The organism is Nocardia sp. bgisy118, from assembly GCF_057708605.1.
The window spans coordinates 120,025-143,225 of record NZ_JBYISM010000022.1 but is presented as its reverse complement, the minus strand read 5'-3'; the positions used below and the strand labels follow the sequence as shown (position 1 = coordinate 143,225).

Sequence of the window (23,201 nt, the reverse complement as noted above, 5' to 3'; positions counted from 1 at the left end):
TACGGTCGGGGGCTTTCGACGTTTCCGGGCTAGACCCCTACCACACGGACTGGGCCGTATTCGCAAGTGGGGGAAGAGAATTGAACTACGACGGTGGCTTCGTCAAGCCTGAACAGGCGCAGGTGCCCGGTTCGTATCCGCCGCCTCCCGGCTACCAGAATCCCGGATACCACCAGGCGCCCGGTTTTCCGCCACAGGGGTTTCCACAGGGCTCTCCGGCGCCGGGCTATCCGCCGCCGAGACGTCGGCGCTCCGGGCTCGTAGTGGCTTTCTCTATCTTGGGCGTGCTCGTCTTGCTGGGTGGTGTCACGACGGTCGTGCTGTTGCGAGCCGGTGTGTTCGAGACGGCCGCGGATTCGGAACCGATGCAGATTCCCGCCGTCGGCAGCTGCACCGACGTGGAGGAGACGAGTTTTCCACTGCACGAACTCCTTCCGGTGCGCGACTGCACGGATCCGGAGGCAACGAGGAAGGTCACCCGAGCGGCGATCGTGACCGACACCGACATCGAGGTCGACTGCAAAGACAAAGAGGTGCTGTTCATCACCCAGGGGTACAACTTCGGTGAGTACGCCGTCGCGCACTCGTGCGCGCAGCCGAATCTGATTGTGGGGAACTGCTACACCGACGCCGGCGGCGGCTACCGATACGACGCGACGTGTCGTCGCGATGCTGCAGGACGGCTCGACCGCAAAGTGCCCGGCGTGATGGACACCCAGATGTGCAATACGGCGGCGCCCGACGACTACGCGGCGCAGATCAGCTTCATCTTTGTCGATCACCTTCACTACGTCGACGAAGCCGAGCGCGCGACGTACTGCTTCGTCCCGCTGGGCTGAGAAGGTCGGGCGGGTCAGGGCAGTTGTGGTCCAGGGCCTAGACTCGACCGGTGCGCCTCGTGATTGCTCGTTGCCAGGTCGATTACGTCGGTCGTTTGACCGCTCACCTTCCGATGGCCCGCAGGCTGCTGTTGATCAAGGCCGACGGCTCGGTGCTCGTCCACTCCGATGGTGGCTCGTACAAGCCGCTCAACTGGATGAGCCCGCCGTGCTGGCTGGAAGAGCGCGATGCGGCCGCCGCGGAACTGCCCGAGGGCGCGAAGGCGCTGTGGGTGGTGACGAACAAGGCGGGCGAGGAACTACGCATCACCATCGAAGATGTGGAGCACGACTCCTCGCACGAGCTCGGCGTCGACCCGGGCTTGGTGAAAGACGGTGTGGAAGCTCATCTTCAAGAGTTGCTCGCCGAACACGTGCAGACCCTCGGGCCCGGCTACACGCTCGTCCGGCGTGAGTACATGACCGCCATCGGACCGGTGGACCTGCTCTGCCGGGACGCCGACGGCGCGACCGTGGCGGTGGAGATCAAGCGGCGCGGCGAGATCGACGGCGTGGAACAGCTGACCCGCTACCTCGAACTGCTGAACCGCGACCCGTTGCTCGCCCCGGTGGCCGGAGTGTTCGCCGCCCAGCAGATCAAGCCGCAGGCGCGTACGCTCGCCGAGGACCGCGGCATCCGTTGCCTCACACTCGATTACGATGCCCTGCGCGGCACGGAGAGCAACGAATTCCGCCTCTTCTGACCCGGAAACGCAGAGACATGATCACCGTCGCGACCTGGAACGTGCTGCACCGCGTGCACGCCGAGAACTGGTACGAGGACGTCGCGTCCAAGTGGCCCATGGAAGCCGAGCGGATCGACGCCATCGCAGCGCGGGTGTCGAAGCGTCCGGAACAGATCATCGCGCTGCAAGAGGTCAGCGGTGATCTGGTGGCGGCGCTGCGCGACGCGCTGCCCGACCGCACGATCCACACGCTGCGCTATCCCCGGGTGCCGCGGTCGAAGCGCGTGCCGACGGCGCTCCGGGAGCGGGACGAGTATCTGGTGCTTGTGGTCGACGATCCAGGGCGGAAGGTGTTCGCGGCGGCCTTCGGCGACGATCCTGGCAAGGGTGCGTTGGCGGTGGTGACGTCCGGGCTGACGGTGATCGCCACGCACGTCACCGGAGACGATCGGCGTGGGCGGCAGCTGTCGACGCTGGCGGGCTTGGCGCTGTCCGACCCTGCGCGTCCCGCCGTGCTGCTCGGTGACTTCAATGCCGACCGTGTGGTCGTGGCCGAGGAGCTCGGCCCCGGCTTCACCGTGGCGGCGCTGCCCACCGACGCGCTGCCAACCCGCCCGCGGACCGCAGGCGCCAAGTCCCAGTTCATCGACCACGTGGTCACGTACGGCGTGGAGGCGCGCGAGGCAGCGGTGGAGAGCGCCGATGGCCTGTCGGACCACAACCTGGTGCGTGCGGCCATCGCCGTGTGAGCCGACGGGCTCCGGGCCCGCGAGGCGGGGCAGAGGTGCGGGGGCGTCCGGCCGGCAGCGCCTATTAGGCTTGTCGGCATGCCTCGTCGGAAACCGCGCGCCCGCAATCAGGCCGGGTCCGACGTCGCGCCGCTCGGCGACGTGTTCGGCCGCACCGAGCGCGGTCCGGACGACGACGTCTACGTCGTCCGCACCATTCCCGGCACCCGCGCCACGAAGACCTACCGCTGCCCGGGATGCGATCACGAGATTCCGCCCGGCGTCGCCCACATCGTCGCTTGGGCCGCCGACGGCGGCGAGGACGACCGCAGGCATTGGCACCGCGGCTGCTGGAACGGTCGCCGGACGCGCCGCATCACCCGTCGCTGGTCCTGAGCGGCGCACGTCGTAGAGCCCTTGTCGCCGAGTCCGCGCGACCGCCGGCAACCTCGCACAACTAAGAAGGCCGCTCCCTGACGGGAGCGGCCTTCGGGTGAATTCTGTTCTGGTACCGCGTCGTCGCCTCAGCCGACGTCAGTTCGCGATGTCGGCGTTCTCACGCTCTTCGAGGTCGTAGTCCTCGTCTTCGCCGGCGACCTCGGGGATCGCCTTGGTGGTGCGGGAACCGACCGACTTGGTGCTGCCGCCGATCGACTTGCGCTGCTCCGGAACACCGTCCAGCAGTTCGCTTTCCCGGTTGACGGCCGCGAGCATCGCGGGCACCGAGTCGAGCTGACCGCGGATACCGAGCAGCTGGGCGAGCACCCGGCCGCGCAGCACGCGCATCTCCTCGGCCAGTTCCTTGGCGTGCGCGATCTTGCGCTCGGAGGTCTGGGTGGCGGAGGTGATGAGACGGTTGGCCTCGTCGGTCGCGTCCTTGATCCGCTGGGCGGCCTCGGCGCGGCTGGTGGCTTCCAGCTCCTCCATGGCGCGGGTCAGCTTGGTGCGACGCTCGGCCATGGTGACCTCGAAGTCCTGCTGGGTCGCCTTGCGCTTGGCTTCGGCTTCCTTGCCGAGGCGCTCGACCTCGGCTTGAGCGGCTTCGATGATCTTCGCCGACTCGGTGCGTGCATTCGCCAGGGTCTGCTCGAACTCGATGTCGAGCGCCTCGCGCTTCTCCTTGGTCTCCGCGAGCAGCGACTCGTATTTGCCGCGCATCTCGGTCGCCTGCTGCTCCGCGATCGACACCATTTCCGCGGCCTCGGCCTGGGCGAGAGCCCGGACCTCGGAGGCCTCGTCGGAGGCCAGCCGCAGCATGCGGGAGATGCGGTCGGACATGCCTTCGGCAGTGGTCGGCGGCACCGAGAGTCGGTCGACCTCCTTGCGGAGCTCGTCGATCTCGTCCCGCGCGTCCTCCAACTGGCTCGCGAGGTTACGGGCTTGCGCCGCAGCGGCATCGCGATCGGTGGCGGTGACCCTCAGCTCGGCATCGAAGCGGTCGAAATAGTTACGCACCTCGTCTTGCGCATAACCCTTGCGCACAACGGTGAAGGGCAGTGCAACGAAGCGATTGCGATCGGACTCGGGTGACGACATGGCACACAAACTACAGCCTATGGAGGGCCGATGGTGACTCGACCGCGAATGTGATCTGGACGAGTTTTTCGGCCCCGATCTTGATACTAGTGCGTAACATTCGGGTTCGGCTCGACCAACTCGATCAGCACACCGCCAGCATCCTTCGGGTGGATGAAATTGATGCGGGAATCGGCGGTTCCGTGCCGGGGAGCGTCGTACAGCAAACGCAGGCCGCGATCGCGCAGATGAGTGGAGACGGCCTCGATGTCGGTGACGCGGTAGGCGAGCTGCTGAAGGCCCGGTCCGCTGCGATCGATGAACTTGGCGATGGTCGAGTCCGCGTTGAGGGGCGCCAGCAACTGCAGAGCAGTCGCGCCGTCCGGCGCACCGGGCAGCGACAGCATGGCCTCGTGCACGCCCTGGCTCTCGTTGACCTCGCGGTGGGTCTCGATCATGCCGAGATTCTCGGCGTACCAGGCGATTGCGGTGTCCAGGTCCGGGACCGCGATGCCGACGTGGTCGATCGCGACCACGTAGTCGCCCGGAATGAGTTCGGAGGTCTGATTTGCGTTGCTCACGACTTCGACGGTAGCGCCAACCTGGGCGGAGCCGCAGAGGACGGGCACGCTACCGTTGAGTACAACTCTTGACACCGCGCCGTCGCCCGCACGATGGCGCGTGGTTCCACCAACGAATGCGAGGCTCGTCGTGACCACAACCGTCATCGTCTCCGGTGCGCGCACCCCGGTCGGCAGGCTGCTCGGCGGTCTGAAGGACTTCACCGGGTCCGATCTCGGCGGTTTCGCGATCAAGGCCGCGCTGGAGAAGGGCGGCGTCGCGCCCGAGCAGGTCGACTACGTGATCATGGGCCAGGTGCTCACCGCGGGCGCGGGCCAGATCCCGGCCCGGCAGGCGGCGGTGGCCGCGGGCATCCCGATGGACGTGCCCGCCCTGACCCTGAACAAGGTCTGCCTGTCCGGCATCAACGCGATCGCGCTCGCCGACCAGCTGATCCGCGCCGGCGAGTACGAGATCGTCGTCGCCGGTGGCCAGGAGTCCATGAGCCAGGCGCCGCACCTGCTCGAAAAGAGCAGGGAGGGCTTCAAGTACGGCGATGTGACGCTGCGCGACCACATGGCCTTCGACGGCCTGCACGACATCTTCACCGACCAGGCCATGGGCGCGCTCACCGAGCAGCGCAACGACACCGACAGCATCAGCCGCGAGGACCAGGACGCGTTCGCGGCGGCCTCGCACCAGCGCGCGGCGGCGGCGTGGAAGAACGGTCTCTTCGAGGAGGAGGTCGTCCCGGTCGCGGTGCCGCAGCGCAAGGGCGATCCGGTGCTGGTCAGCGCCGATGAGGGCATCCGCGCCGACACCACCGCGGAGTCGCTGGGCAAGCTGCGCCCGGCCTTCCGCAAGGACGGCACCATCACCGCGGGCACCGCCTCGCAGATCTCCGACGGCGCGGCCGCGGTGGTCGTGATGAGCAAGGAGAAGGCGCAGCAGCTCGGTCTGAGCTGGATCGCCGAGATCGGCGCCGCGGGCGTCGTGGCCGGTCCGGACTCCACCCTGCAGGACCAGCCCGCCAACGCCATCGCGAAGGCCTGTGCGCGCGAGGGCATCTCGCCCGCCGAGCTGGACCTGGTCGAGATCAACGAGGCGTTCGCCGCGGTCGGCATCGCGTCGGCCCGCAAGCTGGGTATCGACACCGAGAAGGTGAACGTCAACGGCGGCGCCATCGCCATCGGCCACCCGCTCGGCATGTCGGGCGCCAGGATCGTGCTGCACTTGGCCCTGGAGCTGAAGCGCCGCGGCGGCGGCGTCGGCGCGGCCGCGCTGTGCGGTGGCGGCGGTCAGGGTGACGCGCTGATCATCAAGGTCTAGTTCGCCGAGATCTGATTCGCACGAGCGTCGCGTCCGGTGGCTTCCACGCCGGACGCGGCGCTCGGCGCATCCCCACCGGGGACATCGATGTGACGTGTTCAACTACGACCCGTCGTAGTGCATGCGGCACAATGGGGCGCATGGGTTTCTTCGATCTGCGCAGCGTCGCCGGTAGATTCCGATTCTTTGCGGTACTCGAGGCACTGTCGTGGCTGGGTCTGCTGGTGGGAATGGGCTTCAAGTACCTCCCCGATCCCGGCAACGAGGTGGGTGTGAAGATCTTCGGCCCGGTGCACGGCGCCATCTTCATCCTGTTCGTGCTGACCTCGCTGCTCGCCGCGCGTGAGCTGAACTGGAACTGGAAGACCCTCGTCCTCGCGCTGCTCTCCAGCATTCCGCCGTTCTTCACGGTGGTCTTCGAGGTCTGGGCCGTGCGCACCGGCAAGCTGGGCGAGCTGAGCAACGCCGACGCGACCCCCGCCGCGGAAGCCGTTCGCGTCCCGTCGTGACAAACTGGAAACCGTGACTCGACCTGCCGCACGCCGCCCCTCGCCCGCCGTTGCCGCCGCCATGTCCGGAGCGGTGGATCTGTCCAGCCTGAAGCAGCCGCCCGCCGGTGCGGCCGGTGTTGCCGGTGGCGACTACGCGGTCGGCGAGGCGGACTTCGAGACCAAGGTGCTGCGCAGGTCGATGCAGGTTCCGGTGGTCGTCGCGCTGTACTCGCAGCGCAGCCCGGGCAGCGTCGAGCTGGTCAAGACCCTGGAGCGGCTGGTCGCGGCCGACGGCGGAGCGTGGGAGCTGGCCACCGTCGAGGCCGAGGCCAACATGCGCATCGCGCAGGCACTGCGGGTGCAGGGCATCCCGACGGTGATCGCCATCGCCGCCGGGCAGCCGCTGGCCGATTTCGAGGGCGCGCAACCCGAGCCGCAGGTCCGGCAGTGGCTCGACGCGGTGGTCGACGCGGTCGCGGGCAAGCTCGAGGGCGGCGCGGCCGAGCAGCAGCCCGCGGAGGACCCGCGCTTCGCCGCCGCCGAGGACGCGCTCGAGCGCGGTGACCTGGCGGGCGCCGAGGCCGCCTACGAGGCGATCCTGGCCGCGGAGCCGAACAACGAGGAGGCCAAGGGCGCGCTGCGGCAGCTGCGTTTCCTGGCCAGGGCCCAGCAGGTGCCCGATTCGGCGCTCGCGACCGCCGACCAGGACCCGGCGAATGTCGACGCCGCCATCGACGCCGCCGACCTGGAACTGCTCAACCAGCAACCGGAAGCGGCGTTCGACCGGCTGATCGCCGTCGTCAAGCGCACCGCGGGCGACGACCGCACCAAGGCGCGCACCCGCCTGCTCGAACTGTTCGAGCTGTTCGATCAGGCGGAGCCCTTCGTGGTCGCGGCCCGGCGGAAGCTCGCCGCGGCGCTGTACTGATCGCGACCGATTGGGGACCGATTCACGCGGTCGCGACGAATGCGCCCTGCCGGATCCGCCGACGCCCGAGCGCCCAGTTCACCGACACCTCCAGACGCCCGGAGCGATTGCGCCCCGGGCGTCTTCGCGTTGAGCCCTGCCGATCGAACAGCCAGGCTGATCCGGCCGACCGATCAGGGCGGCCGTCACTCGGGCGGGCCGTTCAGGCGGGCGGTCGATCAGGCAGGTGGCCCCGCCAACCACACCGCGCTGTTCGACGCGAGCGCGACGGTCGCCGAGAACGGCCGGCCGTGCCAGGGGATCTCCTCGGTCTTCACCGCGCCGAAATTCCCGACGCCGGAGCCGCCGTACTCCGCCGCGTCGGTGTTGAGGATCTCGGTCCACTCGCCCGCGATGGGCAGCCCGACCCGGTATTCGCCGTGCACCGAGCCGGAGAAGTTGTACACGCAGGCGACCACCGATCCGTCCGCGCCGTAGCGCAGGAACGCCAGCACGTTGTGGTCGCGGTCGTCGGCCTCCAGCCAGGAGTAGCCGCCCGGGGTGGTGTCCTGGCTCCAGAACGCCGGGTGGGCGCGGTAGGCCGAGTTGAGGTCGCGGACGGCCGCGGCGATGCCGGAGTGCAGCGGATTGTCCAGCTCCGCCCAGTCCAGGCCGCGATCGTGCGACCACTCGCGGAACTGACCGAAATCCTGGCCCATGAACAACAGCTGCTTACCGGGATGGGCCCACATGTAGGCCAGCAGCGCACGCACGCCCGCCGCCTTGGCGAAATCGTCGCCCGGCATCCGCGTCCACAGTGTGCCCTTGCCGTGCACGACCTCGTCGTGGCTGATCGGCAGCACGTAGTTCTCGCTCCAGGCGTACATCAGCGAGAAGGTGATCTCGTTGTGGTGCCAGGAGCGGTGGATCGGGTCCCGGCGCAGGAAGCCGAGGGTGTCGTGCATCCAGCCCATGTTCCACTTCATGGTGAAACCGAGGCCGCCCACGTCGGTGCCGCGCGTGACGCCGGGCCAGGTGGTGGATTCCTCGGCGACGGTGATCACGCCGGGGTGGTGGCGGTGCACGGTGTCGTTGAGGTCTTGCAGGAAGTCGACGGCTTCCAGGTTCTCCCTGCCACCGTGCACGTTCGGCTCCCAATCGCCTTCCCGGCGTGAGTAATCCAGATAGAGCATGGAGGCGACCGCGTCGACGCGCAGGCCGTCGATGTGGAATTCCTCGATCCAGTAGCGCGCGTTGGCGACGAGGAAGTTGCGCACCTCGTGCCTGCCGAAGTCGAAAATGTAGGTGCCCCAGTCGAGTTGCTCGCCGCGGCGCGGGTCGGCGTGCTCGTAGAGCGGAGTGCCGTCGAAGCGGGCCAGCGCCCATTCGTCGCGCGGGAAGTGGGCGGGCACCCAGTCGAGCAGCACGCCGATGCCCGCGCCGTGCAGGTGGTCGACGAAGGCGCGGAAGTCGTCGGGGGAGCCGAAGCGCGCCGTCGGGGCGTAGTAGGAGGTGACCTGATAGCCCCAGGAGCCGCCGAACGGGTGCTCGGCGATGGGCAGCAGTTCGACGTGGGTGAAGCCCGCGGCCCGCACGTAATCGGCCAGCTGCACGGCCAATTCGCGATAGCCGAGGCCGGGCCGCCACGACCCGAGGTGCACCTCGTAGACGCTCATCGGAGCCCGGTTGGGATCGGTCGCCGCGCGCCGTTCGAGCCAGTCCGCGTCGTGCCAGGTGTACTTGCTCTCGGTGACGACCGAGGCGGTCGCAGGCGGGTGTTCGGTGGCGAAGGCGAGCGGGTCGGCGTGGTCGACCGTGCGTCCGTCGGCGCCGTGCACCCGGTATTTGTACTTCTCGCCGACGCCGACGCCGGGGACGAAGACCTCCCAGACACCCGACGTGCCGAGCGCGCGCATCGGCGCGGTGTTGCCGCTCCAGCCGTCGAAATCGCCGATCACGGTGACGCCGCGGGCATTCGGCGCCCAGACCGCGAACGAGACGCCCTCGACCGCGCCGTCCAGCGTGGTGTAGCGGCGCGGGTGGGCGCCGAGCACATCCCACAGTCGCTCGTGGCGGCCCTCGCCGATCAGGTGCAGGTCGAGTTCGCCGACCGTGGGCAGGAAGCGATAGCCGTCCGCGGCGACGACGGTCGGTCCGCCGGGGTAGGTCGTGACGACGCGGTAGTCCATCAGATCCGGGTACGGCAGCACCGCCGCGAAGATCCCGTACCCCAACGGTTTCAGCGCGTGGTCGACGCCGCCGACGCGGACCGCGACCGTGTCCGCGTGCGGGCGCAGCACCCGCACGACCGTCCCGTCCGGGTGCGGATGAGCGCCGAGGACGGTGTGCGGATCGGGATGGGTGCCCGCCGCGAGCAACATCAGATCGCGGCGGTTGATGGTGGCCACGCGGGTCATCGGAACGACCGCCGGTAGGCCAGCTCCAGTCGCGCGGGGGCGGGCACCGGCGGCAAGGCGATGATGTGCGCGACCGCCTTGGCTGGATCGAGGCGCACGTAATTCGTCTGCGCCCAGTGGTATTCCTCGCCGCTCACCTCGTCGACGACCACCGGATGGTCGTGCCATTCGCGGCCGAGGGCGGGGAGATCGAGCGAGATGAAGCCCTGCTCGGCGCCGTAGGGGTTCAGGTTGACCACCACGAGTACCGCGTCGCCGCTGGTCGGATCGAACTTGGAGTACGCGAGGAGCGCGTCGTTGTCGATGTGGTGGAAGTGCAGGCAGCGCAGCTGTTGTAGCGCCGGGTGGGCGCGGCGGATCTCGTTGAGCCTGGTCAGCCACGGCTCCAGCGATTCACCGCGGGCCAGCGCCTCGGCGAACGGGCGCGGGCGAAGCTCGTATTTCTCCGAGTCCAGGTACTCCTCGCTGCCCGGACGCACCGCTTGGTGCTCGAACAGTTCGAAACCGGAGTACACGCCCCAGGTCGGCGCCAGGGTAGCTGCGAGAACGGCGCGGATGGCGAACATGCCTGGCCCGCCGTGCTGGAGGCTCTCGTGCAGGATGTCGGGGGTGTTGACGAAGAGGTTGGGGCGGGCCTCGTCGGACTTGGCGGCCAGCTCGTTGCCGAATTCGGTGAGCTCCCACTTCGCCACCCGCCACGTGAAATACGTGTAGGACTGGCTGAATCCGCGCCGGGCGAGGCCGTAGAGGCGGGCCGGGCGGGTGAACGCCTCGGACAGGAAGATCACGTCCGGATCGGTGCGCCGCACGGTGCCGATCAGCCACTCCCAGAAGTCGGCGGGCTTGGTGTGCGGGTTGTCGACGCGGAAGATCTTGACGCCCAGGCCGATCCAGTGCCGCACGACGCGCAGCACCTCCGCGTAGAGCCCGTCGGCGTCGTTGTCGAAGTTGACCGGGTAGATGTCCTGGTACTTCTTCGGCGGGTTCTCGGCGAAGGCGATGGTGCCGTCGGGCAGCGTGGTGAACCACTCCGGATGGGCGGCGACCCAGGGGTGGTCCGGCGCGCATTGCAGCGCCAGGTCGAGGGCGACCTCGAGGCCGAGTTGCCCGGCGGCGGTGACGAATTCGACGAAATCCGCCTCGGTGCCGAGCGCCGGGTGCACGGCGTCGTGTCCGCCGTCCTTCGAACCGATCGCCCACGGGGAGCCGACATCGCCGGGGTCGGCGGTCAGCGCGTTGTTGCGGCCCTTGCGGTTCACCTCGCCGATCGGGTGGATCGGCGGCAGGTACACCACGTCGAAGCCCATGCCCGCTATCCGGGAGAGTTCCTTGGTCGCGGTCGCGAAGGTGCCGTGCACGGGCTTGCCTTCGGCGTCCCAGCCGCCGGTGGAGCGCGGAAAGAACTCGTACCACGAGCCGTACAGCGCGCGGTGCCGCTCGACCTGCACGGTGTGCTGCGGGCCACGGGCCACCAGGTCGCGCAGCGGTGTGGCGTGCAGGATTTCGGCGACCTCCTCGGCGAACGCGGGCGCGACTCTGGCTGGCAGTTGCTCGTCGCTGCGCAATGCCGCCGCCACCGCGCGCAGTTTCTCGAACTTGGCTTTCGGTAGCGCCTGCGCGGCCCGCTCGAACAGCCGTGCGCCGAGTTCGAGGTCGTTGGCCAGATCGACGGCGCTCTGCCCGACCGCGAGCTTGACCTCGACCGCGTGCCGCCAGGTCGCGATGGGATCGCTCCAGCCCTCGACGCGGAAAGTCCACGCGCCGGGCAGGTTCGGGACGAAGGTGGCGTTGAAGACGTCGGGCTCGAAGTCCGGGGTCATCCGGATTCGGGTGGCCCGGGCTGCTCCGGGAGCGCGCACCGTGAGCGTGGCGGCGACCGCGTCGTGTCCCTCGCGCCACACCACGGCGCGCACCGGGAACACCTCGCCCACCACGGCCTTGGCCGGGCGGCCGCCGGGGATGGACGGGGCGGTGTCATCGATGGCGATGCGGCCGGTCACGTGGACCAACCTACCCGGTGCCGTAACCATGGCGCCGATTCAGCGGGCATCGGCGGCCAGGCCGAGGCCGAGCGCCACCAGCACGGCGCCGAGCGCCCGCTCCACCCGCTGCCGGATGCGCGCGCGGCGCAGCAAGCCGCCCGCCCGGTCGGCGGCGAGCACCACGCCGACGCACCACGTGGTGTCGATCACCAGCTGGATCGCGGCGAGGATCAGCACCGTCGGCAGCACCGGCCCGCTGCTCGGCAGGAACTGCGGCAGGATCGTCAGGCCGAACACCGCGGCCTTGGGATTCGCGGCGATCGAGAGCAACGCGGCGCGGAATGCCGAGGCGGGGGTGCGTCCCGCGGGCAGCAGTGCCGTCATGGTCGAGCCGAACGCGTCGTCGCGGCCCGCGCCGCGCCAGGCCTGCACGCCGAGCCAGATCAGCACCGCCGCGCCGAGCACGTGCACCGCGGTGTTCAGCACGGAGTTCGCGACCAGCAGGACGGAGAGTCCGGCCCCGCCCGCCAGGGTCCAGCCGAACACGCCGATCTCGTTGCCTGCCACCGCGGCGAGGCCGGCCCGGCGGCCGTCGCGTACCGACCGCTGTAAGAACAGCGCCGTCGCCGGGCCGGGCAGCGCGGCGAGCGCGAGGCAGGCCAGCAGGAATTCGGGAAGCACGTCGACCCAGTGCGGCATCAGCAGATGCTGTCACGAGCGGCGCGGTCCGGCCAGCGGAATCGTGGTCGCGGATCAGCGGGCGGGATCGTCGCGCAGGGCCTCGAGCAGCCTGCGCAGGGCCGCGGTGGTCTGGTCGAGCGCGTCGGGCTCGGACGTTGTGGTCAGCCACAGCGCGGCTTCGTTCATCGCACCGGACAGCAGATGGGTCAGCGGGGCGATGGGCTGTGGCGCCAGCACGCCCGTGTCGATCAGCAGGCGCAGGGCCTCACCGAGGTGGCGGGCGGAGTTGGCCTCGTCCATGCCCCGCCACTCGTGCCAGCCGAGCACGGCGGGGCCGTCGATCAGCATGATGCGCTGGATCTCGGGATCGGTGCAGGTGGCGAGGAACGCCTCGCATCCGGCGACCAGCTGGGTCCAGGCGTCGGCAGCGGGATCGGCGGCCGCCGCGACCCGTTCGCCGACCTCCTGCTGCACCTGTTCCAGCACGGCGCGGAACAGCTCGGTCTTGCCCGCGAAATTGTGGTAGAGCGCGCCCTTGGTCACTCCGGTCGCCGCGACGATCTCCGAGAGACCAACGGCTCCATAGCTTTTCGCGGCGAACAGGCGTCTGCTCTCGCGCAGCAGTGCGCGGCGGGTCGCTTCGCGCTGCTGGGTGCGCAGGGTGCTCGGCATCGTCGACCTTCCCATTGACATTCCATCGGTATGCGAAATACTGTACTTCACATACCATCGGTACGTGAAAGGTCGCTCATGAAACTCGGCAGCTTCTATCCCGTCATCGGCGCCACCCGGCTCGCGCAATCGCGCGACTTCTATACCGAGTGGCTGGGCTTCGAGATCACCTTCGAGGCGGACTGGTACATCTCCCTGCGCCGTCGCGGCGCGGCCGGCGAGCCCGAATACGAGCTGGCGCTGCTCGACTACACGCACCCGACGGTGCCGGAGGCCTACCGCAAGCCGGTGCAGGGTCTGCTGCTGAACTTCGAAGTCGACGACGTCGACGCGGAATGGGAGCGCCTTGTCGTGCGGGGCGGACTCCCCGCCGAACTGGAGATCAGGACCGAGGACTTCGGCCAGCGTCACTTCATCGTCGCCGACCCCAGCGGCGTGCTCGTCGACGTGATCACCGAGGTTCCGCCGAGCGCGGAGTACGCCGATCAGTTCAGCGCGGAATACACCGCCGAGAAGTTCGCCGATCAGTGACTCGTATCGTCGGGGCGGCCGAGGGGCACGGCGTTCGGTAGGGTTCGCGGAGTGAAGGCATTGCGTCGATTCACCGTCCGTGCCCATCTGCCCGAGCGTCTCGCGGCCCTGGGCGAACTCTCCACGAATCTGCGCTGGTCATGGCACTGGCCGACGCAGGATCTGTTCCGGGATCTCGACCCCGAGCTGTGGCGCGAGGTCGGGCACGACCCCGTGCGGATGCTCGGTGAGGTGCCCGCCGCCCGGCTCGACGAGCTGGCCGCCGACGCGGACTACGCGGGCCGGGTCGACGCGGCCGCGGCGAATCTGCGCGACTATCTCGCCGGCCCCGGCTGGTTCCAGCGCCAGAACGGCGAGGAGGGCGTGCGCGGCATCGCCTACTTCTCGATGGAGTTCGGCGTCACCGAGGTGCTGCCCAACTACTCCGGCGGACTCGGCATCCTGGCGGGCGATCACCTCAAGGCTGCCTCGGATCTGGGACTGCCGCTGATCGGCGTCGGCCTGCTGTATCGGTCCGGATACTTCCGGCAGTCGCTGTCCTCGGACGGCTGGCAGATCGAGCACTATCCCGCGCTCGACCCGCAGGGCCTGCCTCTGCGCTTGCTGACCAGCGACTGCGGCGCGAGCGACGGGCCCGAAGGCGGTAGCTCGCGTGACCACGCAGGGCCCCGGGAGCGCCGCCATGGATCCAGCTCGCCGGTGCTCGTGCGTGTGGCGATGCCGGAGGGCAGGGTGCTGCGGGCGCGGGTGTGGATCGCGCAGGTCGGGCGGGTGCCGCTGCTGCTGCTGGATTCCGATATCGCCGAGAACGATCCCGAGTTGCGCGCCGTCACCGACCGGCTCTACGGCGGCGATCAGGACCACCGGATCAAGCAGGAGATCCTGGCGGGCATCGGCGGCGTGCGCGCGGTGCGCGCCTACACCAGGGCCACGGGCCTGCCCGATCCCGACGTGTTCCACATGAACGAAGGTCACGCGGGCTTCCTCGGCGTCGAGCGAATCCGCGAATACGTCTCGGGCGGACTCGATTTCGACACCGCGCTGGCGGCGGTGCGGGCCGGGACCGTGTTCACCACGCACACCCCGGTGCCCGCGGGCATCGACCGGTTCCCGATGCCGCTGGTGCGCCGCTACTTCGGCGGCGGGCACGGGGAAACCGAATCCGCCATGCTGCCCGGCCTTTTCGTGGACCGCATCGTCGCGCTCGGTCGCGAGGCGGATCCGTCGGTGTTCAACATGGCGCACATGGGCCTGCGGCTGGCCCAGCGCGCCAACGGCGTGTCCCAGCTGCACGGCGAGGTGAGCCGTGGCATGTTCGCGCCGCTGTGGCCCGGCTTCGATCCAGCGGAGGTGCCGATCGGCTCGGTCACCAACGGCGTGCACGCGCCGACTTGGGCCGCGCGCGAATGGCTCGACAAGGCGCGCGAACTCATCGGCGCGGAGCTGGTCGAGGAGGCGCGCGGCTGGGAACGGCTGCGCGATGTGGATCTGGGCGAACTGTGGTCCACCCGCAACACCCTGCGGGCCACGCTGGTCGCCGAGGTGCGCCGCCGGATGCGCGCGTCCTGGCTGCAACGCGGCGCCGCCTCGGCCGAATTGGGCTGGATCGACCAGGTCTTCGATCCCGACGTGCTGACCGTCGGTTTCGCCCGCCGCGTCCCGACCTACAAGCGCCTCACGCTGATGCTGCGCGATCCGGAGCGGCTGCGCGCCCTGCTGCTGCATCCCGAGCGGCCGATGCAGTTGGTCGTCGCAGGCAAGAGTCACCCCGCCGACGACGGCGGCAAGTCGCTCATCCAGCAGGTCGTCCGGTTCGCCGACGATCCCGAGGTGCGCCACCGCATCGTCTTCCTGCCCGACTACGACATGTCGATGGCCAGGTACCTGTACTGGGGTTGCGATGTCTGGCTGAACAATCCGCTGCGCCCGCTGGAGGCCTGCGGCACCTCGGGCATGAAGTCCGCGCTCAACGGCGGGCTCAACCTCTCCATCCGCGACGGCTGGTGGGACGAGATGTACGACGGCGAGAACGGCTGGGCGATACCCACCGCCGACGGCGTCGCCGACGAACACCGCCGCGACGATCTGGAGGCCGCCGCGCTCTACGACCTGTTCGAGCGCACCGTCGCGCCGCGGTTCTACGACCGCGACGGCGCGGGCATGCCGGTGCGCTGGGTCGAGATGGTCCGGCACACCTTGCAGACCCTCGGCCCGAAGGTGCTGGCCTCCCGCATGGTGCGCGACTACGCCGTGCAGTACTACGGACCGGCCGCGGGCGCCTCGCGGCGCGCGGTGGCCGACGAATTCTCGGGCGCGCGGGCGGTCGCGGAGTACCGCGGCCGGGTCGCGGCGGCGTGGCCGTCGGTGAAGGTGATCCAGGTGGACAGCGCCGGACTGCCGGACACCCCGATCATCGGCGCGCCGCTGTCGCTCACCGCGCGCATCGAGCTGGGCGGGTTGGACCTGTCGGACGTGGTGGTGCAGGCGGTGTTCGGCCGCGTCTCGCCGACCGACGAGCTGTCCGACGTCACCACCATCCCGATGACGCACGTCGGATCCGATTCCGGCGTGGAGTTCTTCGAGGTCCAGACGCCGCTCCCGGTATCCGGCGCCGTCGGATACACCGTTCGGGTGCTGCCGCACAACGACCTGCTCGCCTCCGACGCCGAGCTCGGCCTGGTGGTCGCCCCGAGCGCCTGATGTCGGCGGCGATGCCGCGTGGGTGAGCATCGTCACGTGTGTCCTCGAGCGGAGCGGCTCGCACCGGCACCGTGATTCAGTGAATCGTCGGCTAACGTGCCTGGGCATCCCCTTGTTCGACCGCCAGGACTGGAGAACCCATGGCCACCGACCTGCTGACCCGGACCCGGGGTCGCTTCGACGCGTACTTCGGCGTCAGTCAGAACGGATCGACGATGCGTCGCGAAGTGATGGCGGGCACCGTGACGTTCCTGGCCATGTCGTACATCCTCGCGGTCAATCCCGCGATCCTCGGTGACGAAGGCGCGCTGGGCGACAAGGGAATCCCGATGCAGGCGGTGTTCACCGCCACCGCCGTCGCCGCGCTCGTCGGCACCCTGGTGATGGGACTGTGGGCGCGGTACCCGATCGCGCTCGCGCCGGGCATGGGACTCAACGCGTTCTTCGCGTTCTCGGTGGTGCTCGGCATGGGCATCCCGTGGCAGGTCGCGCTGTCGGGGACCTTCCTGTCCGGCGTCATCTTCTTCGTGCTCGCCGTCACCAAGGTTCGCGAGAAGATCCTCAACGCCATCCCGCTGCAACTGAAACTGGCGGTCGGCGCGGGCATCGGCATGTTCGTCGCGTTTCTCGGGCTGAAGAACGCGGGAATCGTCACCTCCAGCGAGGCGACCTTCGTCAAGCTGGGCGATTTCACCGAGGGCACCACCCTGCTCGCGCTGTTCGGCCTGCTGGTGACCGTGGTGTTCCTGGTGCGGGGCTGGCACGGCGCGGTGCTCTACGGCATCGTGCTCACCGCGGGCCTCGGCATCGTGACCGGGCTGGTGGAGCTACCCGACGGCGTCGCCGCGCTGCCGCGCGGGCTCGACGAGACCTTCGGACAGGCCATCGTGCACCTGCCCGACGCGTTCACCGCGCAGATGGCCGTGGTCGTGCTGACCATGTTGTTCGTCGACTTCTTCGACGCCTCCGGCACACTCATCGGCGTGGCCAACCAGGCCAGGCTGCTCGACATGGACGGCAAGCTGCCGCGCGCCGCCAGCGCGTTCGCCGCCGACTCGGTCGGCACCATGGCGGGCGCGGTCATAGGCACCTCGACCACCACCGCGTATGTGGAATCCACGGCAGGCGTCTCGGCGGGAGGCCGGACCGGGTTGACCGCGGTGACGACGGCGGGATGGTTCCTCGTCGCGATGTTCTGCTATCCGATCTTCGCGGTCGTCGCGGGATCGACCGAGGTGACCGCGCCCGCGTTGATCGTGGTCGGCATCCTGATGGCGCGCTCGCTCGGCGAGATCGACTGGAACCGGCTCGAGTACTCGGTGCCCGCGTTCATCACCATCATCGTGATGCCGCTGACCTATTCGATCGCGAACGGGCTGGCCATGGGCATGATCTTCTATCCGGTGGTGATGGTCGCGCGCGGCCGGATCAAGGAGATCCATCCCGCCATGTGGGCGCTGCTGGTGATCTTCCTCGGATACTTCTTCTTCCTCGCGGAGTAGCCGGAATAGATCCCGCGAGCGAGGAGTTGGGTCTCACTGTGTGATAATCGGACCGCGGTCCGATTAGTTGCCGAAACTGACGATCGTGTCCACGACCACGTTGCAGGGATGAGGAACCAGCATGACCACCAAGTCGGCACTGCCGAATATCGAGACCACCAGCCCGCTCGACGCCGTCTCCAGCGACATCGGGCTGGTGATCGTGCGGGTCGTCTTCGGCGGCCTGCTCGCCGCGCACGGCGCGCAGAAACTGTTCGGATGGTTCTCCGGCTACGGGCTCGAGGCCACCCAGGCGAGTTTCGAGCAGATGGGCTACAACCCCGGCACACTGTTCGGCACCCTGGCCGGTCTGACCGAGATCGTCGGCGGCCTGATGCTGGCCCTCGGTGTGCTCACCCCGCTGGCCGCGGCCATCGTCCTCGGCACCATGCTCAACGCGATCAACGCCACCTGGGGTCCCGGCTTGTTCGGCCAGGGCGGCTGGGAGATGGCGCTGCTGTTCGGCACCGTCGCCGCCACGCTGGGCTTCACCGGGCCGGGCAAGTTCTCGCTGGACGCCGGACGTCCGTGGGAGCGCAAGGGTTTCGTGTGGGGCGCGGGCGCGGTGGCGCTGGCCGTCGCCACGGGCATCGTCACGCTGATCCTCAAGTGGGTGCTCTGAGCGGGATGCGGTCCTGATCGGGCGGCGCGGTGATTTCGATCGCCGCGCCGCCTTTCGTTTGTCACACCTCGCGCTGCCGCGTCGTCGTCTCGGTGCGGCCCAGTAGAGATTCAGGAGAGCGAACGATGACCATCGAGATCAGCAACCCCGCCGAACTGCACGACCCGACCGGATTCGGCTACAGCCACGTCGCGCGAGTGTCCGGCGAGCTGGTTCTCATTGCCGGCCAATACGACTCCGACGCCGAAGGACACACCACCACCGCGGACTTCGCGGGCCAGGTGGACCGGGCCTTCGCCAACCTCGGCATCGCCCTGCGCTCGGCGGGCCTCGACTACCCCGACGTGGCTCAGCTGCGCACGTTCATCGTCGACCACGATCTGGACAAGCTCACGGTGCTCGGCAAGAAGATCGCCGAGATCTGGGGCGAGCTGCCGCCGACGCAGACGCTGCTCGGCGTCGCGGCGCTGGCGCTGCCCGACATGCTGTTCGAGGTGGACGCTGTCGCTGTGCGGGGCTGAGCCGAGGGGCCGGGCGGGTGCCGAGCGTATCCGCCCGGCCCGGGCGTATCTCCGCATTCGCCAGCTGTACGCGGGACCGCGTCCGGCTGTGTTGGCGTGCGTGCCTCCCGCTTTCGCCTGCCGTCGTCGACGGACTCGCGCACACTAAGATCGTGCGTTCGTGAGCGTGGGTATCGAGTTGGTGGCCGTCGCGGCGGGTCGGGTGACGTTGTCGGATCGGCGCACCGAGCGGAGCTGGTCGGTGGATCTCGCGCCGTACCGGATCGGCGCGGTCGCCGTGACGCAAGAGCAGTACGCGGCGGTGACCGGGCTGCGGCCGAGTTCCGTCGAAGGGGATCGGCTTCCGGTGGAGAGCGTTTCGTGGGCCGACGTGATCGGATTCTGCAACGCGCTGTCGGAACGTGAGGGTCTCGCGCCTGCCTATCGGGTGGACGGGGCCGACGTGGAATGGGAGGTTTCCGCCGACGGCTATCGATTGCCCACGGAAGCTGAGTGGGAATATGCCTGCCGCGCGGGTACTTCCGGTCCGCGATATGGCGAACTCGACGAGATCGCCTGGTACCGAGACAATTCCCACGGGCATGCGCATGAGGTCGGCGGGAAATCGCCTAATGCCTGGGGGCTGTACGACATGCTGGGCAACACCTGGGATTGGTGCTGGGACATCTACGACGCCGAGGTGTACGGGGAATACCGCGTGCTGCGCGGCGGGGGGTGGTCCGATCAGCACTGGAGTTGCCGTGCGTCGGTGCGGCGGCGGAGCCATCCGACATTTCGGATCGATGACGTGGGGTTCCGGGTCGCGCGCTCCGCGTGAATCGAAACAGGTCGGCGCCGAGGGTGATTCACCGACAGCCGCGGTGTTTCGGGCCGCGCTTTGGCGGTCCTGACCTGGATTGCGCGCGGACGGAGGTTCGCCGCACAGATAGTTGTCGCGCCCGCTCCAGGTAGTCGCTTCCGAGCCGGGTGCACTAGCATCGGCTCGCTTGCCGGTCGACGGACGAAGGAGGGGGCGGCATGCTGCACGAGGGGGAGGTCTTCGCGGGCTACGTCATCGAGCGACAGCTGGGTCGCGGTGGCATGGGCTCGGTGTATCTGGCCAGGCATCCGCGCCTGCCCCGACGTACCGCGCTGAAGCTGCTGAATCGAGAGATGTTCGCCGACAACGAGATTCGCGCCCGCTTCGAGCGCGAAGCCGACCTCGTCGCGCAGTTGGACCACCCGAACATCGTCACCGTCTACGACCGCGGGATCGAGAACTCGCAGCTGTGGATCTCGATGCAATACGTCGACGGTTCCGATGCCGCCGAAGCCGATCCGAACTCACTCGCGCCCGACCGCGCCGTCCGGATCGTCGCCGAAACCGCCAAGGCGCTGGACTACGCGCACGGCATGGGCATCCTGCACCGTGACGTCAAACCCGCCAACATCCTGCTCGCCCGAGCGGGCATCGACCAGGAACGCATCTTCCTCACCGATTTCGGCATCGCGCGCCTGCGCGACGACGCGGGCCACCTGACCCAGACCGGCACCTTCACCGCCACCCTGACTTACGCCTCCCCGGAACAGCTCACCGGCGCGCCGCTCGACGGCCGCACCGACCAGTACTCGCTGGCTTGCACGCTGTATTGGCTGCTGGCGGGTGTGGTGCCGTTCGAATCCACCAATCCCGCGGTCGTCATCCAAGGGCATTTGCAGCAGCCGCCGCCTCCGTTGAGCAGTCTTCGCCACGGTCTGCCGGTCGCGTTGGATGGTGTGCTGGCGAAAGCGTTGTCGAAGCGTGCCGAGCAAAGATTCGGCAGCTGTGCGGAATTCGCCGAGGCGGCGCGGCGGGCGCTTGCGGGCGTGGCGACCAGTGGCGCGGCGATGACACCACCCCAGCCATACTTCGCCGCCCCTCAGGCGCCGATGCCGCACGGGCCGGTTGCTCCGCCACCGAGCCGGGTGCCGATAGTGCACGGACACGTCCCTCCGGCACGCATGGCGCCGGGGCCGGACGGCGGCATGATGATGCCTATGGGCGCGCGGCCACAACGGCGTTCGCCACTCGTCCTGCTCGCCGTCTTGTGCGCCGTCGCGGTGCTCGCCGTCGGCGGCGTCGCCACCGCGATGGTGCTCAGCAGCACGAAGGATCCCGCCGAAGTCGACCTCATTCACCAAGAGTTTCCCGGCATGGTGCCCGCCGACCGATTGGATCCCGGTTTCCGGAATGCGAAGTGCGACAAACGCACCACCCGGAGCACCGACAGTTCGAACATGCAACAACGCCCGGACTTCGGTAGTTGGACAGAAGCTTGGTTCTGCTACAGCGGCGACGGTGTCGGCCCCAGCAGCCTCAACCCGCCCTACTACGAGTTCTACCGTTACCGGTCCGCCACCGACGCCCGCGCGGTTGTCGCCGGACTTCCCGGCAACAAGCGCTCCGAGGACGCACACGGATCGAAGACGTACACCAACTACACCCTCGACCGCCAGGAAGCCGGCTTCACCTACACCCGCATTGTCACCGTCTTCACCGGCGACACCGACCGCGAAACCCTTCTCATGTACACCCACAGCATGGAAGGTTCCCTCCACCTCGACCTGGACGGTGTGCGGAAATGGTGGCGCGAAGCGCCGCTCTCGTGAGAACCGGTGGCGGGCCACGACGTGCCGATCGCCGTATTCGGCAACTATGACGCCGAAGTCAGCGCCATCCCGGCTCGGTCCGCAACCCGATCATCGTCATAGACGCCGTCGGTCGGGCCGAATTCTCAACGTGGAGTATGCTTTCGGCGGATCACGAGGGGGGTGACCGCAGTGGCGGAGTGGACTGTCAACTCGGCGGTGCGCGAGCAGGCAGGAACTCGGAAGCCCAATCGCGACCGGATCGTCACGGCCGGCGATCTGGATGACGATGATCTGTACTTCCAGGACCGCAACCAACGTGGGTGGCTCCAGTGAGGCGACCGAGACTGGTCGGTGACTACTACCGCCCCAATAGTGGTGGCTTCGAGGCGGACCCACTACCGCCGACTCCGATGGTGTATCAGCGGCCGTGGACCCACGAGACCGACGTGACGATCCGGCTTCGCCGGTGCCGAAATCCCTTGCCGAACAGCCGTTCCCTCTGGCTGAAAACGTACCGGCCGCTACGCGTCGAACCACTCGAACTGGAAGTCGCGCAACCTCTGCCCGATGTGTGTGCCAGGCATGGTCGCCCGGCGGTGTCCCGAAGCCACGTACAAGCCTGCTTCTATGACACCGACCTGCATCCTCGGTTCCATCACTCAGCCTTCGCGCAAGACCTGGTCAAAACCCTCATTTCGATGAGAAGGGTTGGCCTCAATCCTGTTTCGACGATTCTCGTCGGTGAGTGGCCCGTCTGTGACCGATGCGTCCGCACCGCGCGGCGATACCGCTGGCTCGCCCGCTCGCTGCTGTTGCTGATGGCCGCCAATCTCGTCGCTGTGGTGATAGTCAGCGTGGCGAACATCGATTCTCTGCTCCCCCCACTGGTGCTGGCACTGTTCCCGGGTTCGCTTCTGGGTCTGGTGGTGGTCGTTCACCTGTTCAACAAGAGTGCCCAGCGGGTGACCTACCGCCCCATCTATGACGAAAGGTTCGCCTTCGTCCAAGCTCACGCCCGTTTCCGTGCGGCGATCGAACAAGATGCGCGCTATCGTCCTCCGCTCGGTCAAGAGCCCGACACACCGTGAGCAGCGCAGTGGTGGGGAGAAGCGCCACTCTCGAGCTGTTGGGCGCTTGGTCGCCTTCGGATAAGCTGACCGTGCCCAAGTGGGAACCGAGGGGGATTCTTCTGCGTCCTATCCTGTGAGGGCGTGTCGGCGCTGGATGTCAGGAGGGGTATGCGAGCCATGGGGATGTCGAAGAGGTTCGCGGTGCGCCTGGCGGTCGGTGGGGTCGCGGTGGCGGCGGTTCTGACGGGGTGCTCGTCGACGGTCGGTGGGAATGCGACGGAGGAGGGGAGTAGTCCTGTCTCCCACAATGAGTCGGTTCCGCTGTTCAATCCGTGTACGGATCTGTCGGATGATGTGTTGCGGGGGGACAAGTTGGATCCGGCGACCAAGCAGGTGACCGCGGACCGTGAGTCCAACGATGAGGCTTGGTGGAAGATCTGCAATTGGCGGTCTACCGAGGGGCCGTATGCGGTGAGCGTCTTCTCCACTCGCCGCACTGTCCCCGAACGACGAGCGAATGATCAAAGCCTCATCATTGGAGACGTCGCCATCGGATCCAGGGCGGGTGTGGTGCACACCAAGAGGCACGATCCTGACAAGCTGACCTGCTACGTCAGTGTTCCTGCGACGCAGGGGATGTTCGAGGTCGGAATCGCTTGGCGATACAGCGAGCGTGACTCCATGCCGCAATCTCCGCCCTGTGGCTTGGCCGAGCGACATATGAGGTACTTCGAACAGGTTCTGCCGAAATAAGGTTCG

Annotated in this window: 22 protein-coding genes and 1 pseudogene; 17 read left to right on the top strand and 6 right to left on the bottom strand. The window is 68.3% G+C overall.

The genetic code is table 11. From position 1 onward, the window contains the following. The 4 genes and pseudogenes from AC3EO7_RS25260 to AC3EO7_RS25245 all read left to right on the top strand — a co-directional run. Window positions 1-839: pseudogene (locus AC3EO7_RS25260) on the top strand (hypothetical protein); the annotation flags it as partial. 50 nt (window positions 840-889) lie between these two features. After that, window positions 890-1,582, top strand: a complete 693-nt coding sequence (nucS, locus tag AC3EO7_RS25255; protein WP_067841333.1) for an endonuclease NucS — start codon at window positions 890-892, stop codon at window positions 1,580-1,582. Window positions 1,583-1,599: 17 nt separating this feature from the next. Further along, window positions 1,600-2,313, top strand: a complete 714-nt coding sequence (locus AC3EO7_RS25250; RefSeq protein ID WP_431962099.1) for an endonuclease/exonuclease/phosphatase family protein — start codon at window positions 1,600-1,602, stop codon at window positions 2,311-2,313. 78 nt (window positions 2,314-2,391) lie between these two features. Next, a complete protein-coding gene (locus tag AC3EO7_RS25245) occupies window positions 2,392-2,688 on the top strand; it encodes an ATP/GTP-binding protein (protein WP_431962101.1) in 297 nt (98 codons plus the stop codon). Window positions 2,689-2,826: 138 nt separating this feature from the next. On the opposite strand, the gene AC3EO7_RS25240 is transcribed toward AC3EO7_RS25245, so the two are convergent. Together AC3EO7_RS25240 and mce are read right to left on the bottom strand one after the other, a co-directional pair. Beyond that, the gene (locus AC3EO7_RS25240) at window positions 2,827-3,828 is read right to left on the bottom strand and encodes a coiled-coil domain-containing protein (RefSeq protein ID WP_431962103.1); all 1,002 of its coding nucleotides are present in this window, start codon (window positions 3,826-3,828) and stop codon (window positions 2,827-2,829) included. 86 nt (window positions 3,829-3,914) lie between these two features. Next, window positions 3,915-4,388 carry a methylmalonyl-CoA epimerase gene (gene mce, locus AC3EO7_RS25235; protein ID WP_431962105.1) on the bottom strand — a complete coding sequence of 158 codons (474 nt, stop codon included), beginning with the start codon at window positions 4,386-4,388 and terminating at the stop codon, window positions 3,915-3,917. A gap of 130 nt (window positions 4,389-4,518) precedes the next feature. Between mce and AC3EO7_RS25230 the strand changes: the two genes are divergently transcribed. The 3 genes from AC3EO7_RS25230 (at window position 4,519) to AC3EO7_RS25220 (ending at window position 7,116) form a co-directional block, all read left to right on the top strand. Then, window positions 4,519-5,697 carry an acetyl-CoA C-acetyltransferase gene (locus tag AC3EO7_RS25230; RefSeq protein WP_431962107.1) on the top strand — a complete coding sequence of 393 codons (1,179 nt, stop codon included), beginning with the start codon at window positions 4,519-4,521 and terminating at the stop codon, window positions 5,695-5,697. Between the two features lie 140 nt (window positions 5,698-5,837). Then, the gene (locus tag AC3EO7_RS25225) at window positions 5,838-6,206 is read left to right on the top strand and encodes a DUF3817 domain-containing protein (RefSeq protein ID WP_431962109.1); all 369 of its coding nucleotides are present in this window, start codon (window positions 5,838-5,840) and stop codon (window positions 6,204-6,206) included. A 61-nt stretch (window positions 6,207-6,267) separates the two neighbouring features. Continuing rightward, window positions 6,268-7,116 (top strand): tetratricopeptide repeat protein, encoded by an 849-nt coding sequence (locus AC3EO7_RS25220; protein WP_435592548.1) that lies wholly within the window; start codon window positions 6,268-6,270, stop codon window positions 7,114-7,116. A gap of 218 nt (window positions 7,117-7,334) precedes the next feature. Here AC3EO7_RS25220 and glgB read toward each other — a convergent pair whose 3' ends face one another. The 4 genes from glgB to AC3EO7_RS25200 are packed head-to-tail and all read right to left on the bottom strand — an operon-like array spanning window position 7,335 to window position 12,862. Further along, window positions 7,335-9,512, bottom strand: coding sequence for a 1,4-alpha-glucan branching protein GlgB (glgB, locus tag AC3EO7_RS25215; protein ID WP_435592543.1), 2,178 nt, complete (start codon window positions 9,510-9,512; stop codon window positions 7,335-7,337). Next, window positions 9,509-11,512, bottom strand: a complete 2,004-nt coding sequence (locus AC3EO7_RS25210; RefSeq protein WP_435592542.1) for an alpha-1,4-glucan--maltose-1-phosphate maltosyltransferase — start codon at window positions 11,510-11,512, stop codon at window positions 9,509-9,511. Before AC3EO7_RS25210 ends, glgB begins: the two co-directional genes overlap by 4 nt. 39 nt (window positions 11,513-11,551) lie before the next feature. Then, entirely contained in the window at window positions 11,552-12,193 is a 642-nt protein-coding gene (locus AC3EO7_RS25205) for a LysE family translocator (RefSeq protein ID WP_435592541.1), read from the bottom strand. A 54-nt stretch (window positions 12,194-12,247) separates the two neighbouring features. Continuing rightward, the gene (locus AC3EO7_RS25200) at window positions 12,248-12,862 is read right to left on the bottom strand and encodes a TetR/AcrR family transcriptional regulator (RefSeq protein WP_435592540.1); all 615 of its coding nucleotides are present in this window, start codon (window positions 12,860-12,862) and stop codon (window positions 12,248-12,250) included. Window positions 12,863-12,925: 63 nt separating this feature from the next. On the opposite strand from AC3EO7_RS25200, the gene AC3EO7_RS25195 reads away from it, so the two are divergent. The 10 genes from AC3EO7_RS25195 to AC3EO7_RS25150 all read left to right on the top strand — a co-directional run bounded on the left by AC3EO7_RS25195 (window position 12,926) and on the right by AC3EO7_RS25150 (window position 23,195). Continuing rightward, window positions 12,926-13,378: a VOC family protein gene (locus AC3EO7_RS25195; protein ID WP_435592539.1), complete on the top strand. Its 453-nt coding sequence runs from the start codon at window positions 12,926-12,928 to the stop codon at window positions 13,376-13,378. A 51-nt stretch (window positions 13,379-13,429) separates the two neighbouring features. Continuing rightward, window positions 13,430-16,078, top strand: a complete 2,649-nt coding sequence (glgP, locus tag AC3EO7_RS25190; RefSeq protein WP_435592538.1) for an alpha-glucan family phosphorylase — start codon at window positions 13,430-13,432, stop codon at window positions 16,076-16,078. Between the two features lie 140 nt (window positions 16,079-16,218). Next, window positions 16,219-17,580, top strand: coding sequence for an NCS2 family permease (locus AC3EO7_RS25185; RefSeq protein ID WP_431962123.1), 1,362 nt, complete (start codon window positions 16,219-16,221; stop codon window positions 17,578-17,580). Window positions 17,581-17,701: 121 nt separating this feature from the next. Further along, complete coding sequence (locus tag AC3EO7_RS25180) at window positions 17,702-18,241, top strand: DoxX family protein (RefSeq protein WP_431962125.1); 540 nt, start codon at window positions 17,702-17,704, stop codon at window positions 18,239-18,241. Window positions 18,242-18,366: 125 nt separating this feature from the next. Next, window positions 18,367-18,762, top strand: coding sequence for a RidA family protein (locus AC3EO7_RS25175; RefSeq protein WP_431962127.1), 396 nt, complete (start codon window positions 18,367-18,369; stop codon window positions 18,760-18,762). A 178-nt stretch (window positions 18,763-18,940) separates the two neighbouring features. Continuing rightward, on the top strand, window positions 18,941-19,579 hold the full coding sequence (locus tag AC3EO7_RS25170; RefSeq protein WP_435592547.1) for a formylglycine-generating enzyme family protein: 639 nt from the start codon (window positions 18,941-18,943) through the stop codon (window positions 19,577-19,579). A 200-nt stretch (window positions 19,580-19,779) separates the two neighbouring features. Then, the gene (locus AC3EO7_RS25165; RefSeq protein ID WP_431962131.1) at window positions 19,780-21,390 is read left to right on the top strand and encodes a serine/threonine-protein kinase; all 1,611 of its coding nucleotides are present in this window, start codon (window positions 19,780-19,782) and stop codon (window positions 21,388-21,390) included. Window positions 21,391-21,561: 171 nt separating this feature from the next. Further along, entirely contained in the window at window positions 21,562-21,705 is a 144-nt protein-coding gene (locus AC3EO7_RS25160) for a hypothetical protein (protein WP_435592537.1), read from the top strand. A 77-nt stretch (window positions 21,706-21,782) separates the two neighbouring features. Then, complete coding sequence (locus tag AC3EO7_RS25155; protein ID WP_435592536.1) at window positions 21,783-22,460, top strand: hypothetical protein; 678 nt, start codon at window positions 21,783-21,785, stop codon at window positions 22,458-22,460. Between the two features lie 123 nt (window positions 22,461-22,583). Continuing rightward, window positions 22,584-23,195, top strand: coding sequence for a DUF3558 domain-containing protein (locus AC3EO7_RS25150; protein ID WP_435592535.1), 612 nt, complete (start codon window positions 22,584-22,586; stop codon window positions 23,193-23,195). The last annotated feature ends 6 nt before the right edge of the window (window positions 23,196-23,201 follow it).